Raw genomic sequence first — 16,189 nt, forward strand, 5'->3', positions numbered from 1 at the left:
TTAATCTACATACTTTTTATAAACAAATTCTGAACCACCTACACCTAAAATAGTTCTATCATATTATATAATTCTACTATACAGAAAATTCATCTATATATTTTTTTACATTTGTGTAATTAGGCATTGATATATTAAGTTCTTGTCCCTTACTTAGAATTTTATAAAACATCTCCTTCATCTCGTCTGGCGAATGTGATATATGACCTTTTATCATTAGTTGAGTTTCTTTAGAACTAAACATTTTCTTCAATGTCTTTAGCAATAAACATGTTGGTAAATAATAAAAAACTTGGGGAAATGCCTTCCATACTGGTATACCAACTGCCCTACAAACTTTATACCCTTCTCTTACAATAAGTATTGATAATTTTATAAAATCATCCTTTTTTACATAAATTTCTCCTGAACCAGCTTTCATAACACCTGCAAGAAGCCCCACACTTTCTGCATAATGTGTATACAACCAAGTAAGTATATTCTTTGAAATCTTTGGATTAAGTCCTGCTTCATCCATCACTTCTGCCACATTTAGAAGTCTATCTGTTATTTTTCCATCTTTTTGGCCAAGCATTGTAGGTGCGTTTTTCACTCCAAATATTGTACAGTAAATAGCTTCTTCATCTTTTCCCCCTCCCATAATATGTGGTTGACCAAAAAAAACTTTTGAATCTATTAAATAGGATTCAATTTCTTTAATATTATCAATCCATAGATTCTGTAAAATTAATATATCCGATTTATCATTTATTTTTGAAATAGTTGGCAATATTGAATTTAGTTGATTAGCTTTTACAGGAACAATAATAAGCTCATAATTTTCATCTTTATTTATATCCTCAACAATTTTAGGTTTATACACTACTTCTTTATGATCTTCTTGTCCACGTCTCTTATCTAGACACCTAATACTAATACCTTGTTTTTCAATTATTTCTTTTTTACCTTTACGAACAAAATGTGTAATGTCATTACCTGATTCAAATAATTGCCATCCATAAACGCTTCCAATAACTCCTGTACCTATAATAAGAATTTTCATATGTAATATACAGCTCCTTTTTAACTTTCAACATCTAGTGTTTCTAAATAAGCTTTAAATATTTTTACTATTAAATTTAACTTTTCTATTTTATGTCACATTCTAACCCCTATATCTAACTTACAGTATAAATTTACTACAACGCATAATACGCTTATATTACTTTTTTGTCAATTTATTCATTAATAATCATATAATTTCTAAACATAAAACAAAATGCATTGGCTCAATAATTTTTATCTTATTTGCCAATGCATTTTATATTTTTAATCTTTTAGTAAAGCTTTTTTATACGGTTTTATCATTGCTTCATTCATTTTTCCTTTTGCATTCTTCTTAACTGCGGGTATAGACATGAGCATTCCAAGTAAATCTATCTTAAGTCTAGTACCTATTTTCTTTTGTGGAAAATCATAAATTCCGTGTTTTTTATAGAAACGGTGATCTTCTTTCATTAATCCACGCATAAGATAGATTAAATCTCTAAATATCTTAGTGCCACCAACACCTAAGAAATTTTGTGGCATAACTAACTTATTTTCAAGAGCATAAGAAGTTGTCTTTGCTAGTTTATTTAGGTTTTCTGAAATGCCTTCTTTGGTTTGAATTTCATCTGTAGCTACTCCCGTTAGAAAATTATGACCTACTTCACATCTTCCTTCTACTATGGTCTTTAAATTACTTTCTTTTGAATAATCTCCACTTAAAATATATCCTGCTGGCATACCCATTGTTACCGCTCTATGTCCATTACAAAACTGACGATCATCGTATCTTTTAAAAGATGCTCCTAAAGAATGATCTTTAATAGAAGCTGCATAAATAATAGCATCAGCACTTTGTATCTTTTCACGAAGAAAACTATCAAAACCATCTTTATATATGCACTTACCATCAGAGGCACAGTTAAAACATCCTAGGCACCCTCCAGCAAATTTAAAATCTAATATGTTGATTTCTCTTGTTTTATATGGATAATATTTTTTAAATCCTTCAATCATATTTTTAAGATTCTCATCCCTATCTTCACAATTAGTTACAATCACTGTATCATATTCTTCTGATTTTTTAGAATCACAAGAAGGAGCTTTATATATAATTCTCTCATAGGTCTTTGTAGCTTCTCTACTATCAAAGCAATTATTTTTTACTGAAAACTTTACATATTTCCAAAAATTCATCAAATCCGTTCTACCTTCAGGAGATAATAAATCATCCATATCTGCTGACAAACCTTTAATAACACCTAAACCCATGTCATGAGAATTATCTTCAATATATTTATGAGCAGTAACATCATAAAAATGCTTGGAGGTAGTAAGCTGTGTCATAAACTTTCCAGCTATTTCATTGTGATCTAATCTTTCTTTTAAAACTTCAACAAAACGATGTAATTGAGAAGGAGCTATAAATGTATATACTGGATAAGAAAATAACACTAAGTCTGATTTCTTTATTTTTTCAATAACTTTATCACACTCACCTTTTTGTTCATATTTTCTAATTTGTTGTCCAATGTTTAATATTTCAAATTCATCATCTTTAAAATGCTTCTTTATATATAAAACTGACTGCAATGTTACACTATACTTTCCTTTTGGGCTACCATTTAAAACTAATACTTTCATAGGATCCTCCTTATAATACCTAATTTATGTATATATTTTTACTGAATTAATTGTACTTAAACCTTAAAAACTCAATTATCCTTTATCTTTATTCCAGTTATTATTACAATCTATTCATCCTTCTATATTTACATTTTTAATAATCCTACTGCTCTTTATTTGCATAATTTTATAAGAACTTCAGTTAACATTTCTATAATTTTTTCATCAGTAATATTTAAACTTGGTGACATAACCATAGTAGCTAACCCATGAGTAAATATCCATAATTTAATCATAATATCTTTAAGCTCTGTTTCACTTAAGTGACTGAATATTGTCATGTTTTTCATCTGATCTATTCCTTCACTTAAATCAATTGTATCCTCTTTATTAAAATCAATATCTAAGTTTTCTGTTAGGTATAATGCCTTAAATAGATTAGGCTCATTTTTAGCAAAATCAATATATCCAAGACCTTTATTTAAAAATTTATTCTCAACCTTTTCATAACTATTAATATATTTTAAAAAATACTGTCTAATATCAGTAAAAAGTTCTTTCTTTAAAGCATCCATATTTTCATATGCTCTATATATAGGTTGTGTAGAACACTTTAAATTTTTAGCAATATTTCTTGCTGTTAAATTTTCTATCCCAGATGTCTTTATAATTTTAAATGCTTCTTCTTTTATATTTTCTCTGTTTACTAGTATTTTAGGTGGCATTTTTCTTTTCTCCTTTAAACAAAAATAACAAGCGTTATGTAACACTTGTTATTTTATAATTCTTTTATTATTTTGTCAATTTTCCATTTTTCATAATTATATTTTTTTAAATAACATTTTAAAATTTTTATAAAATAAAAAAGTAATACCTTATTAAAAAATTATACTTTCCTAAACAATAAAAAATTTATTTTTAGAAAAACTACTAACTTCACTAAAAATACTAATTTATTTTTTAAATGTTACTTCCATAATTCGATGATAACAATAAAATCCACTATTTTTTATCATTTTATTGGAAGATGTGTTATTTACGTCTGCTGCAAGTACTGCTGTAAGATTTTTTTCATCAGCAGTTTTTCTTAAATAAGACGTAATATATTTCCCCATTCCTATACCTCTATGATTTTTAGATACAATTATACCTAAATAAGCAGTATTTTTATATCTATAGTTAATTCTCAATTCACCTGTTCCAATAATATTTGTTCCATCTATAAACAAATATATTCCTTTTTTATTAATCCATTTAGTTAAATAATCTTTTAACCAAATTTCATTAACACCATCTAAACTATAAAAAGAAAAATTTATAATTTCTTCTAAATCATCTAATGTTGCAAGTCTAATATTTATATTTTCTATAGGTTTTTCTGGATCAACTTTTTTACATTCAGTATATAAATAACAAGATACTTTCATATCTTTTATATAATCCATACATAAAACTAAAAATCTAGTATCATAAGTTGCTACACAAGCCTTAGAAATTTTCATTTCATCAACCACAAACTTAAATATATCTTCAGAATTATAAAGATATTCTTCCTCTAAATAAAACTGATACAACCCACTATCCTCTCCTATAGCAAAAAATCCTATAACTACATCATCTTCAATATTATTTTCTCCACTATTTTCACCTAATAATAAATAATATTTGCATTTAGCCAATACTGATCCTTCCCAATAATCATCCATTGGTGCAATTAAAGACTCATAATAAGACTTCATCATTTTTTCTAGTTCTTTAATGTCAACAATCTTTACCCTATACATTACCTATCCCCTCTTTTATTACAATTTTTTATTTAAAGAAATAACTCCTCTGGCTTTTTTAAATTTTTTTATAATTGTTAAAGTCTGGAATCAATCTATATTATACCTTATACCATTATAATTTTTAACTATATTTTGTAAAAATCAATCTTTTACTTTAATTAATTTCCACTAAAAAAACGCCGCTAATGTTAGCGACATTCCTTTTATTTCATTTAATAATTAGCTTCTCTAATGTACTTATTTCTTATAATAAAGAAAAATATCATTTATAAAATTACATAACATATTAATGCTATCTTAAACTTTGGTTAAAATTAAAGTTTTTTAATCATACAATCCTTTTTATAAAATGTTATTCCATATTTTAATATATTTGTATATCCTTCATCTATCAAAGATTTATCATATCGTTTATCTTCTATTTGATTTAATGCTTCCTCACATTTTTGCTCTAATTCCCTTATGTTTTTAGCTACTTTTAATTCTATAATAATTGCTACACCACGCCTATTGGGATATCTTATTATAATATCACTTCTGCCTTTACCAGTTTCTCTATTGGATTTTATAACTATCCATCATATTCTATATATAAATATTATCACTTTAACAGCAGATGAATCATATATTATATCAGTCAAAAGGAGATGATTTTTTGATTGATTCTAAAACAATACCAAAATATACTTCTGATTTAACTATACTACCAGTTTTTAAACCAATATATAAATATGATTGTGAAACACATAGATGTATACCAAATTATAAAATAGATATATTACAAATAGAAACACAAATGTTACCAGAAGGTTATCCTAGAACTACAGCATATGGGTATGGCGGAACAGTTTATTGTGATGATAATAAAGAAAAATATGTAGCCTCTACTCCTGGCTCTACCTTTATAACCAACACAAATGAACCTATATCTGTTAAGTGGGTAAATAAAATAGATACCCCTCATATACTACCTGTAGATCCAACTCTCCACTGGGCAAACCCAAATAATTTTGTAGTACCAGAAAAACCTTGGCCACCGTTTCCTCCTGGATTTCCTGAAGCACAGTTTCCAGTTCCTACAGTTACACACCTTCATGGAGGAGAAAGTGAACCTAAATATGATGGATTTCCTGATTCTTGGTTTACCTTCAATGGTATAAAAGGGCCTTCTTATGAAACTAATGTTTATAGATATTTAAATAAACAGCAATCATCAAATTTATTTTATCATGATCATACACTAGGAATTACTAGATTAAATGTTTATGCTGGATTAACAGGACCTTATATAATAAAAGATCCTTGCAATGTATTAGATTGTAAAATATGTTCTCCACTACCTCAAGGTAAATATGATATTCCCCTTGTAATACAAGATAAATCTTTTAATGAAGATGGTAGTTTATACTTCCCATCTAATGGAATAAACCCAGACACTCATCCTTATTGGAGGCCTTCATTTTTCGGAAATACTAATGTAGTTAATGGTAAAGTTTGGCCAAATTTAAATGTTAAAAAAAGACCTTATAGATTTAGAATAGTAAATAGCTCAAACTCTAGATTTTATACTTTTAAACTATCTAATAACGAAGATTTTATAATAATAGGTACTGATTCTGGATACGTTGAAACTCCTATATATACAGATGAGATAACTTTGTCTCCAGCAGAAAGGATAGATATCATAATAGATTTTTCTACATTTAAAGATGAAAAAGTATTATTATTAAATGTAAATAAAAATTCTCCAACAGATAAAGAAACCACTGGCCAAGTAATGCAATTTAAACTAGAAAAATATAAATATAATTGTGATCCATTAAAATTGCCTTGCAAATTAAACAATATTCCAAAATTACAGCAAAATGTATCAAAAAGAGTTGTTATTTTAAATTCAGCAAGAAATGAAGGTGGACTTGAAGCACTTTTATTAAATGGTCAAGTGTGGGGCGCTCCTGTATCTGAAAAACCAATAGTTGGTTCTACTCAAGTGTGGGAAATAGTAAATATCACCGGTGGACCTCATCCTATTCATATACACCTTATAGATTTTCAAGTATTAAATAGACAAGATATAAATTCTGAATTATATGCACAGGATTTTAATGCTATAAATGGACCTTCCCCATTAAAAGAGCCTACAAAAATAATAGATCCAGACACTTATTTAATAGGTGATCCTTCTAAACCTACTCCTTCAGAACGTGGATGGAAAGATACTGTTATAGCTTATCCTGGCCAAGTTACTAGAATTATTGTACCAATGTTTCCAAGTATAACGAATCCTAAAAATGTAAAACTTGGAGAAAATCTATTTCCATTTGATCCTAGTAGTTTTCCAGGTTATGTATGGCATTGTCACCTATTAGATCATGAAGATAATGAAATGATGAGACCTATGCAGATAATAACTAAGTCTTGTGAAAAATAATATTATATCTTATAATTTACCAATAAATAATAATAAATTATAAAAATCTTAATAAACAATACCACGCTACTATATCATTATTTATAATTTATAAAATAAATAAACTGCCTTAAAATAGTAAAGTTTTATCTTAAATCTATTTTAAGGCAGCTTTTATATTTTAAATTAATTTCTAGTATATCTTATTTCAAAAATATAAATATACCACTATTAATTCAATAATTACTGTTTTTTTCTTAAAAAATTTTAAAAAAGATATTAAATATACTTTTTAAAAACAAAATCAAGTAAGTTTTTATCAAATTGATAAAACTCAATAATTTAACATCCATCTAAAAATTAAATCTAAAATTATTAAATAAAGGTTTTATTTATTCAAATCACTAACTTTCAAAGTAATTATCCTATAAAAAATTCACCATTTTTTTAATAATAAAAATTTAAATTTTATATCAAAATGATAAAGCTAATTTATCATTTTGATAAATTAATATTACTTTATAAAAAATAAACATATTTTAAGGTAAAAAAGCAGAAAAAACCTACCATTATATGGGTAAAACTCATTATTTCTCTACCATTTTTTGGTATAATTTATGCATATATAAAATATGTTGAAATATTTAGTAAATATTTCAATTAATTATAAGGGGGATTATAAAATGCCACAGACTAAGTAACTTGGTTATAAATATTAAAAAAGAATTTAAAATTTAATAAAGAAGGGAGGGACTTGTTTTAAAAATTAAAACTATAACTTCAAACAATATATAGATTTTAATTTTTATACTCAAGGGTGCTATGAGCGGTTTAATAAAATTTGGGACAATAGTAAACGTTATAGGAGGAATTTTAGTATTATCCTCTTTTTTACCACAAATCTATACTATATTTAAAACTAAAAGTTCAGGAAATAATAGTATACAATATTGGGTAATAATGACTTTTGGCATATCTTGCATATGTGTAAATCAATTTATATGCAATATACCAAAAGTGCAATTAATTATTCAATCTATAAATGTTATATTTGCTATTTTTACTACCATATTAATAATTCATTTTAGTATAAAAGGAAAAAAGCATAAAGAATTTTAATAAATTTGATGTAGGAGATGTTAATTATGTCTGATTTGCATTTTTGGGGTAACATTGCTCAAATTTTAGGAAGTTCTTCTTTAATATACTCTTTTTTTCCACAAATATACAAATTGTTAAAGTTCAAAAATTCAGAAGGTATAAATCTAAAATACTGGACTATATTAACCATTGGAATAGCCTGTATAGGCATAAACTTAACCATAAATAAAGTTAATATATTTATTCAAATAACTCAATGGTTAAATGCAGTTTTAGCATTAATAGTTTTAATTTTGTCTAATAAATATCAAATAGAAAAAAAAGAGAAAAATACCTTATAAAATAATAATTTTAAGTAGATATAATAAAAATTCAAATGCTAAAGGGGGAACTTATACATGGAAGATTCTTATACTTTAATTGGAAAAGGTATAAACAGAGTAGATGCAGTAGCTAAGGTTACAGGAAAAGCTAAATATTGTTCAGATTATTTTGAGCCTGATTTACTTGTAGGAATGGTTTTAAGAAGTCCCTATGCCCATGCAAAAATAAAAAATATAGATACCAAGGAAGCTGAAAAATTAGAAGGTGTTGAAGCAGTCTTAACATATAAAACTGTACCAAATACAAAATTTCCTACAGCAGGACATCCCTATTCACTAGATCCTAGTCATAGAGACATAGAAGATTACTCCCTTCTTACAGATAAAGCACGTTTTGTAGGAGATGCAGTTGCTGCAGTTGTTGCAACAGATGAACTTATAGCTAAAAAAGCATTAAAATTAATAAAAATAGATTATGAAGTTTTACCTTTTGTAACAGATCAAGAAGAAGCAATAAAAGAAGGTGCTCCTATTATTCATAAAGAAAGACCTAATAATATTATTAGTGATTTTGGTATAACAGTAGGAGACCCAGAAAAAGTATTTGAAAATGCAGATAAAATTTATAAAAATCAATATGAAACTCAAATAGTGCAACATTGTCAAATGGAAACTCATAATACTATAGCAAAGATTGATGAGAAAGATAGACTAGTTATTATAACATCAACACAAATACCACATATTGTACGAAGAATAGTTTCACAAGCCTGTAATTTACCTATTGGAAAAATAAGAGTAATAAAACCTTATGTTGGTGGAGGTTTTGGTGGAAAACAAGATGCTGTAATTGAGCCTCTTACAGCTGCAATGTGTCTTGCTGTTAATGGAAGACCTGTAAGATTACAATTAAGTAGAGAGGAAGCTATAATTGCAAGTAGAACAAGGCATGCAATGAGAGTAAACATTAAATTAGCTCTATCAAAAGATAATAAAATAGAAGGTTATGATATAGAAAATTTAGTAAATAATGGAGCCTATGCATCCCATGGACATTCAATTGCTATGAGTGCAGGAAGTAAAATAAGACCACTTTATGATATAAAAGCAGAAAAATACAGGCCAAAAACTATATACACGAATCTCCCAGTTGCAGGTGCAATGAGAGCATATGGTATCCCACAAATATGTTTTGTCATAGAATGTATGGTTGAAGATGTATGTACCGATTTAAATATAGATCCTATAGATTTTAGATTAAATAATTTTATAAAGGAAGGTCATATAGATAAAGCATCAAACCTTGTTGTTAGAACATTTGGATTACCAGAATGTTTAAAGAGAGGTAGAAAATTAATAGATTGGGATAGAAAAAGAAATTTATATAAAAATCAAAAGGGACCTATAAGAAAAGGTGTAGGAATGGCATGCTTTAGCTATTTTTCAGGAACTTGGCCAGTATCACTTGAAGCTGCTGGAACAAGAATAGTAATGAACCAAGATGGTTCAGTTCAAGTTCAAGTAGGCGCCACAGAAATAGGCCAAGGTAGTGATACAGTCCTTAGTCAAATGGCTGCTGAAACTATAGGAATACCTTTTGATATGGTAACTCTAGTTTCAAACCAAGATACAGATGTTACTCCTTTTGATTCTGGAGCTTATGCATCAAGACAATCTTTTATAGCAGGTCAAGCGGTAAAAAAAGCTGCCACAGAAGTAAAAAGAAAAGTATTAGAAATCGCTAGCGATAAATGCGGATTAGATAGAGAACTTTTAGATATTAAAGATGGAAAAATAATAGAAAAAGGAATCAAAAGAGAAATTTATACTTTAAAAGAAATTGCAATGGAAGCATACTATGATAAAGAAAAATATGCTCCTATAACAAGTGATCTAACTGTAAAAGTTAAAAATAATGCCATAGCTTATGGTGCAACATTTGTAGAAGTTGAAGTAGATATACGAACAGGAAAAATTAAAGTTTTAGATATTTATAATATTCATGACTCAGGGAAGATTTTAAATAAAAAATTAGCAGAAGGCCAAGTTGATGGTGGTGTTAGCATGGCTTTAGGATTTGCATTATCAGAAAAATTCATAATAGATGAAAAAACAGGGGCTGTAATAAACAATAATCTTCTCCATTACAAAATTCCAACCATTATGGACACTCCAAAGATAAATTCTGAATTTGTAGACACTTACGATCCAACATCTAGTTATGGACAAAAATCTTTAGGTGAAAACACAACAATTTCCCCAGCACCAGCTATACGTAATGCAGTATTAAATGCAACAGGAGTAGCATTTAATAAATTACCCATGGATCCACAATCTGTTTTTGAAAAATTTAAAGAAGTTGGACTTATATAGGAGGAAAATATTATGTATGATATAAATGAAATTTTAGAACCTAAAACCTTAGAAGAAGCTCTAGAAATGTTATCTGTACGTGATAACTTAACAGTTATAGCTGGTGGAACAGATGTACTTGTAAAACTACGTGAAGAAATATTAAATTCTTTAAACTTAATAAGTATTAGAAATATAGATGGTTTAAATAAAATAAAAATCTTAAAAGATGGATCAATAGAAATAGGTGCTATGACAACATTTGCAGAAATATTTAGAAATGAAATAATAAATAAAAACATTTCTATATTATCCCAAGCAGCAGTTTCTATGGGAGGACCTCAAATTAGAAATATGGCAACTATCGGTGGAAACATTTGTAATGGCGCTGTATCTGGAGATAGCGCCCCCACTTTATTTTCACTAAATAGTAAATTAAAACTCAAATCTAAAACTGATGAAAGAATAGTTAAAATAAAAGACTTTTATAAAGGTCCCGGAGAAGTTAATATAAAAAAAGATGAGCTATTAATTAGCATAATTATTGAAAAAAAAGATTATGAAAATAAATATGGAACTTATATTAAATTTGCCAATAGAAATGCAATGGATATAGCTTTAATGGGAGTTGCTGTCCTTGTAGAAGTTAAAAATAAAAAGTTTAAAGATTTAAGAATCGCTTTAGGTGTTGCAGGTCCTACTCCTATAAGATGTGAAATAGCTGAATCTAAAGGAAAACATATGGACATCACTGATGAAAATATGAAACTAATCGGAAATTTAGCTTTAAAATCTTCAAAAGCAATAGATTTTTGGAATGCATCAAAGGAATTTAAAGAAAATTTAATAGAAGAATTAACTTATAGAGCACTTGAAGAATCTGTTGAAAGAGCTGAAAACCATGGAAATATAAAATAGTGTTATAGGTGAAAGGTATGGTGACTATATGGGACTAAAAAAGAAAATAAACCTTACAGTTAATGATAAAGAATATGAAATAGAAATAGATATTAGACAATCTTTATCAGAAGTATTAAGAAGTAAACTTCATTTAACAGGTGTTAAACAAGGATGTCATGTAGGGGAATGTGGTGCCTGTACTGTTTTAATTGATGGTGTTCCAACAACTTCATGTATTTATTTAGCAGTTTGGGCTGATGGTAAAAAGATTAAAACTATTGAAGGTGTAGGGAAAAATGGAAAGCTTTCAAATGTTCAAAAGGCCTTTATAGATGAAGGTGCAGTACAATGCGGTTTTTGTACTCCTGGTTTAGTTTTAACAACAACAGCCTTAGTTGATAGTGGAAAGGATTATACTGATGAAGAAATAAAAAGAGAAATATCCGGGCACTTATGTAGATGTACTGGATATAATAAAATATTTAAAGCTACTAAGAAAGCGCTCTCTCAAAGGAATAAATAATGAATTTTTTATATTAAAATAAATCAAGCATATACTTTCTAATAAAAATACTGAAAAACAAAAGTACTCCTTAATTTGATATTCTCCTTTTATAGTAGGCAGTGAAAATAATAAAACTGCTTACTATAAAAGGAGTTTTATTACGAAAAAACTAAGATTTTATATTAAATAAAGCTTTAACATCTTTTTTATTATTTTATTTTTTTACTTTATAAGAATAGATCATTCCATTTGCTTCATTTATATTTCCATCAGTAAGAGTGTCACTATGAAAAGTACTATAAAGTTCAAAACCAAATCTCTCATAAAATGAATATGTACATCCTAAGTCAGTCCAAAGGAACACATTTTCTAAATCATTATTGAGACAAAATTCTATATATCTATTCATTAATTTATAGCCATATCCTTTTCCACGAAGTCTCTTACTTACAATAAAAAGATTAACTTCACTACTAAAATTATCTGAATAAGCTTCACCTAACTTATCATCTTCTTTTTGTCTTTTATAAACATTCATAGCAGTACTTATTGTACCAAAATCTCCCCTAAACACTCTAACTGCACGCCACAGTGCCGTTTTTATTCTTTTTATGCTTAAATCAGTATATTGAGTGATGTTTCTATTTTCAATACTTCCAAACATAATTCCATAAACAATATCCTCTCCATCAACAATCAGTTCCGTATATTCACTATAATCAACACAATCTCTTATATATAATTCATACACGCTATCAATTTTTTTGAAATTCTTATAACTTTTATGAAGATTCCAACTTTCTTGAACCAAATGACCACAACTCTTTAAATATTTTGACTCATAATTTACAAATCTATAATCCTTTTTAACTTCATTATTACTCATCATCATCATCTCCAATTAACTGTGCCAAAAATTTTAATACTCTTAAAAAGATAAATATGATTGATGTTACAATTCCAAAAGCTAGAATCCATTCATATCTTTTTGCAAAACCATCTTTAACACCTTTTGCAATATTATCAAAATCCACTACTAAATTAAGCACTGCTATCATCAATATTATAATTGCTATTCCTATGCCAACTAAACCACCATCGTTAAACACTGACGTTAATGCCTCAGTAAAAAAAGAACTCATAAATATTATTCCTCTAAAGACAACAGAAGTTAAAAGCAATGCACTTATGATAGCTCTAAACTTTTGATTCACTTTAATGATTTTTGTTCCATAAAGCACAAGCATAACTAAAACTACACTAAATGTAATAATAATTGCTAATGGAACAATTGCATTATATAATTTTGAAAACTTCACACAAAAATAACCAACAATATATCCTTCTGCTAAACAAAATATCGATCCAAATATTAAAGTAGCTTTAAGTATTAGATAACTTAAAAATGGAACGATTATAATTATTGCTACGGCTACAATTAAAACAAAACTTATATATTTTTTAGGTATTGGAATAAATAAATATGACCCAACCCCTAAAAATGTTATTAAGAAAAAATATATAATTTTGCTAATTATTCCACCATAACTACAGGCTTTTCCATCAAATACATCTAATTCATTAGAAACTTTATTAATATAGGGATTTGTTAATTCTCTTTCCATCTTTTCACCTCCTACTTAATTATGTAATCATTATAAAAAACCTAAATATATTTAACGTTAATACAACATCAAGATTTTTTGACATTAAAAAACCTCACAATTCAAAAACTGTGAGGTTTAAAACTATTATTAATTATTTAGGTAATTCTATTTCATATAAAACAGATATTTTTTTATTCTTATCCGAAGTAAGTTTAATCACACCACCATGGGCTTTAATTATTTTATATACAATAGCCATACCAAGTCCAGATCCATTACCGGTAGTTCTAGATTTATTTCCAACAGAAAAAGGTTCAAAAATTGTTTTTTCCAATTCTTCAGGAATTCCAGGACCATTATCACCTAACAATAAACGTACATTCTCTTCTGTTTCTTCTACTGAAAATGAAATTATAGTTCCCTTAGGTGCGTATTTCATGGTATTTGAAATAATATTATTGAATACTCGTTTCATTTGAAAATTATCAAAATCACAATAAATTTCATATTCAGGAATATTTATATCTAACTTATACCCTAATAATTCTAATTCACTATATTTATCAATAAAATATTTTCTAACAAATTCACTAATATTGCTTTTCTTACTTTCCAATCTAAAATCTGGACGATCAAGTTTACTATATTCACTGAAAGCATTAATCAATTCTGCCATGGAATTAGATTTTATATATATACGCTCCAAATATTTTTTCTTTTCATTATCTTCAATTTTCCCATCCATAAGTACCTTTGCGAATCCCTGAATAACAGTGATTGGTGTTTTCAAATCATGGGAAATATCTGCAATTATCTTTCTCTTTTCTTCTTCAGCTTCATATCGCATTTGTTCAGCTTCATTTAACTTTACCGCCATATCATTGAAATTTTTACATACATTTTCAAATTCATAGGGACCTTTATAACTTATTAATTTCTCTTTTTCTCCAAGAGAAAACCTTTCAATTGCAACCCCTAATAAATTCAGTGGTACTTTTACTTTTTTATCTAAATTTATTAAATAAATAAGAGCATAAACTATAAATAAAATTATAAATATAACTAAACAATATACTAAAGTACCTTCAAAGGATTTAGATATCATATTCATTGGATTATATTCTCTAAAGAAAATAATTGAATAAGATTTGCCTTCATTATTAGTAAATAATAATTTAGATACTTCATACGTATCATCATAAACCCCTCTTAATAAATCAAATTCTTCTTTTGAAAATTTCTTCCTCATTTTCGAAACATCGGAAAAGACCAAGTTAAAATTCTCATCCACAACTACAATTGTCTGATAAGTCTTTTTTAACTTTTGATAATATTCAAAAGTAAGTTCAGTATACTTTTTTGAATCAAATTCTCTATAAACCTCTTTTGTAATAATTGGACGATTATCTTCTTTTGGAATTAAATCTATTTTATCAGTAGAAAACCTAATTTGTCTGGATTTCACCTTAGGATAAATAACATTATTATTATCATCTATAACTTCAAAAAATCCTTCTTTCCCAAGAATATTTTCACTTTCCAATTTTGAATATTGTCCATTTATTATGCACTCAGGAACTTTTTCATAGGTTGATTGCAAATATTTTCGCATACTCATATCTTCAATATAATCACGAAGATATAAAATAACAAAAATTGAAATCAAAACTACAATAATAAAACACAAGAAATCCTGAACAAGTATACTAAAGTAACTTCGTTTATTATTTTTACCTTTCAATCTTATATCCCAAGCCTTTCACTGTTTTAATATATTGCTCTCCTTTATTATCTTTACCAAGTTTCTGCCTTAAATTTGAAATATGTACAGTAATAGTATGTGCATCCGATTCAAAATACTCACCGGATAAATACTCTGCTATTTGAATTTTCGAAAAAATTCTATCTGGACTTTTCATAAGTAAACTCATTATTTTATATTCTGTAGCTGTAAGCACAATTTCAGTATCCTCTCTATAAAATCTACAAGTATTATTATCTAATAATAGATCTTTCACTCTGCTACGATTTGAGTTCTCATTATTAAGTTCATTGTAGCTTCTATTTCGACGCAAATGTGCATTAACCCTTGCCACTACTTCTAAAGGATTAAAGGGTTTAGTAATATAATCATCTGCTCCAATATTTAACCCTAATATTTTATCATTATCTTCATTTTTAGCTGAAATAATAAGTATTGGCATATTGCTTATTTTTCTAATTTCTCGAGTAAGTTTGTATCCATCCATTTTGGGCATCATAATATCTAATATTGCTAAATCAAAACTCTCAGTTTTAACTGCGGATAATCCTTCTAAACCATTTTTAACAATTTTTAATTCATATCCTTCACCAGCTAAATATATTTCAATAATCTCAGATATTTCTACTTCATCTTCAGCTATTAGAATTTTTTCATTCATTTATATGTTCCTTTCCAAATGACACTTAGGTCACGTACACTTTATTTACTAATTTAATTTTGTAACTTAAATTTTAAAACCATAGCTATTGGTTTCAGCAATTACAGCATAGACAATAGAAAAATATTT

General features: G+C 27.2%; 15 protein-coding genes. 6 read left to right on the plus strand and 9 right to left on the minus strand.

The genetic code is table 11. The features are described 5' to 3' along the window. Positions 1-76: 76 nt before the first annotated feature. The 5 genes from ABDZ71_RS12815 to ABDZ71_RS12835 all read right to left on the minus strand — a co-directional run bounded on the left by ABDZ71_RS12815 (position 77) and on the right by ABDZ71_RS12835 (position 5,014). Positions 77-1,042, minus strand: coding sequence for a ketopantoate reductase family protein (locus ABDZ71_RS12815; RefSeq protein ID WP_343762056.1), 966 nt, complete (start codon positions 1,040-1,042; stop codon positions 77-79). A 266-nt stretch (positions 1,043-1,308) separates the two neighbouring features. Continuing rightward, positions 1,309-2,670 (minus strand): NAD(P)H-dependent oxidoreductase, encoded by a 1,362-nt coding sequence (locus tag ABDZ71_RS12820; RefSeq protein WP_343762057.1) that lies wholly within the window; start codon positions 2,668-2,670, stop codon positions 1,309-1,311. 155 nt (positions 2,671-2,825) lie between these two features. Then, entirely contained in the window at positions 2,826-3,377 is a 552-nt protein-coding gene (locus ABDZ71_RS12825) for a TetR/AcrR family transcriptional regulator (RefSeq protein WP_343762059.1), read from the minus strand. A 228-nt stretch (positions 3,378-3,605) separates the two neighbouring features. Then, entirely contained in the window at positions 3,606-4,436 is an 831-nt protein-coding gene (locus ABDZ71_RS12830) for a GNAT family N-acetyltransferase (RefSeq protein ID WP_343762060.1), read from the minus strand. A 317-nt stretch (positions 4,437-4,753) separates the two neighbouring features. Further along, positions 4,754-5,014, minus strand: coding sequence for a PD-(D/E)XK nuclease domain-containing protein (locus ABDZ71_RS12835; protein WP_343762440.1), 261 nt, complete (start codon positions 5,012-5,014; stop codon positions 4,754-4,756). Positions 5,015-5,094: 80 nt separating this feature from the next. Between ABDZ71_RS12835 and ABDZ71_RS12840 the strand changes: the two genes are divergently transcribed. From ABDZ71_RS12840 to xdhC, 6 genes are all read left to right on the plus strand, one after another. Further along, positions 5,095-6,870 (plus strand): multicopper oxidase family protein, encoded by a 1,776-nt coding sequence (locus tag ABDZ71_RS12840; RefSeq protein WP_343762061.1) that lies wholly within the window; start codon positions 5,095-5,097, stop codon positions 6,868-6,870. Positions 6,871-7,671: 801 nt separating this feature from the next. Continuing rightward, positions 7,672-7,968 (plus strand): PQ-loop domain-containing transporter, encoded by a 297-nt coding sequence (locus ABDZ71_RS12845; protein ID WP_343762062.1) that lies wholly within the window; start codon positions 7,672-7,674, stop codon positions 7,966-7,968. Between the two features lie 26 nt (positions 7,969-7,994). Next, positions 7,995-8,291: a hypothetical protein gene (locus tag ABDZ71_RS12850; RefSeq protein ID WP_343762063.1), complete on the plus strand. Its 297-nt coding sequence runs from the start codon at positions 7,995-7,997 to the stop codon at positions 8,289-8,291. A gap of 57 nt (positions 8,292-8,348) precedes the next feature. Then, a complete protein-coding gene (gene xdhA / locus ABDZ71_RS12855; protein ID WP_343762064.1) occupies positions 8,349-10,646 on the plus strand; it encodes a xanthine dehydrogenase molybdenum-binding subunit XdhA in 2,298 nt (765 codons plus the stop codon). A gap of 12 nt (positions 10,647-10,658) precedes the next feature. Further along, positions 10,659-11,543, plus strand: coding sequence for a xanthine dehydrogenase FAD-binding subunit XdhB (gene xdhB / locus ABDZ71_RS12860; RefSeq protein WP_343762065.1), 885 nt, complete (start codon positions 10,659-10,661; stop codon positions 11,541-11,543). Positions 11,544-11,571: 28 nt separating this feature from the next. Next, positions 11,572-12,048: a xanthine dehydrogenase subunit XdhC gene (gene xdhC, locus ABDZ71_RS12865; protein WP_343762066.1), complete on the plus strand. Its 477-nt coding sequence runs from the start codon at positions 11,572-11,574 to the stop codon at positions 12,046-12,048. Between the two features lie 196 nt (positions 12,049-12,244). On the opposite strand, the gene ABDZ71_RS12870 is transcribed toward xdhC, so the two are convergent. From ABDZ71_RS12870 to ABDZ71_RS12885, 4 genes are all read right to left on the minus strand, one after another. After that, on the minus strand, positions 12,245-12,916 hold the full coding sequence (locus ABDZ71_RS12870) for a GNAT family N-acetyltransferase (protein ID WP_343762067.1): 672 nt from the start codon (positions 12,914-12,916) through the stop codon (positions 12,245-12,247). Further along, on the minus strand, positions 12,909-13,655 hold the full coding sequence (locus ABDZ71_RS12875; protein WP_343762068.1) for a Bax inhibitor-1/YccA family membrane protein: 747 nt from the start codon (positions 13,653-13,655) through the stop codon (positions 12,909-12,911). The genes ABDZ71_RS12870 and ABDZ71_RS12875 overlap by 8 nt, the downstream gene beginning before the upstream one ends. 133 nt (positions 13,656-13,788) lie before the next feature. After that, the gene (locus tag ABDZ71_RS12880; RefSeq protein ID WP_343762069.1) at positions 13,789-15,249 is read right to left on the minus strand and encodes a sensor histidine kinase; all 1,461 of its coding nucleotides are present in this window, start codon (positions 15,247-15,249) and stop codon (positions 13,789-13,791) included. Positions 15,250-15,367: 118 nt separating this feature from the next. Beyond that, on the minus strand, positions 15,368-16,060 hold the full coding sequence (locus ABDZ71_RS12885) for a response regulator transcription factor (protein ID WP_343762070.1): 693 nt from the start codon (positions 16,058-16,060) through the stop codon (positions 15,368-15,370). Between the last annotated feature and the right edge of the window lie 129 nt (positions 16,061-16,189).

This window comes from Clostridium oceanicum, from assembly GCF_039521385.1.
GTDB classification, from domain to species: Bacteria; Bacillota; Clostridia; order Clostridiales; family Clostridiaceae; genus Clostridium_F; species Clostridium_F oceanicum.

Excerpts from the sequence above, each read along its gene's own strand:
- ABDZ71_RS12815 (WP_343762056.1), bottom strand. The coding sequence starts at position 1,042 with ATGAAAATTCTTATTATAGGTACAGGAGTTATTGGAAGCGTTTATGGA.
- ABDZ71_RS12820 (WP_343762057.1), bottom strand. The coding sequence starts at position 2,670 with ATGAAAGTATTAGTTTTAAATGGTAGCCCAAAAGGAAAGTATAGTGTA.
- ABDZ71_RS12825 (WP_343762059.1), bottom strand. The coding sequence starts at position 3,377 with ATGCCACCTAAAATACTAGTAAACAGAGAAAATATAAAAGAAGAAGCA.
- ABDZ71_RS12830 (WP_343762060.1), bottom strand. The coding sequence starts at position 4,436 with ATGTATAGGGTAAAGATTGTTGACATTAAAGAACTAGAAAAAATGATG.
- ABDZ71_RS12845 (WP_343762062.1), top strand. The coding sequence starts at position 7,672 with ATGAGCGGTTTAATAAAATTTGGGACAATAGTAAACGTTATAGGAGGA.
- ABDZ71_RS12850 (WP_343762063.1), top strand. The coding sequence starts at position 7,995 with ATGTCTGATTTGCATTTTTGGGGTAACATTGCTCAAATTTTAGGAAGT.
- xdhA (WP_343762064.1), top strand. The coding sequence starts at position 8,349 with ATGGAAGATTCTTATACTTTAATTGGAAAAGGTATAAACAGAGTAGAT.
- xdhB (WP_343762065.1), top strand. The coding sequence starts at position 10,659 with ATGTATGATATAAATGAAATTTTAGAACCTAAAACCTTAGAAGAAGCT.
- xdhC (WP_343762066.1), top strand. The coding sequence starts at position 11,572 with ATGGGACTAAAAAAGAAAATAAACCTTACAGTTAATGATAAAGAATAT.
- ABDZ71_RS12870 (WP_343762067.1), bottom strand. The coding sequence starts at position 12,916 with ATGAGTAATAATGAAGTTAAAAAGGATTATAGATTTGTAAATTATGAG.
- ABDZ71_RS12875 (WP_343762068.1), bottom strand. The coding sequence starts at position 13,655 with ATGGAAAGAGAATTAACAAATCCCTATATTAATAAAGTTTCTAATGAA.
- ABDZ71_RS12880 (WP_343762069.1), bottom strand. The coding sequence starts at position 15,249 with ATGCGAAAATATTTGCAATCAACCTATGAAAAAGTTCCTGAGTGCATA.
- ABDZ71_RS12885 (WP_343762070.1), bottom strand. The coding sequence starts at position 16,060 with ATGAATGAAAAAATTCTAATAGCTGAAGATGAAGTAGAAATATCTGAG.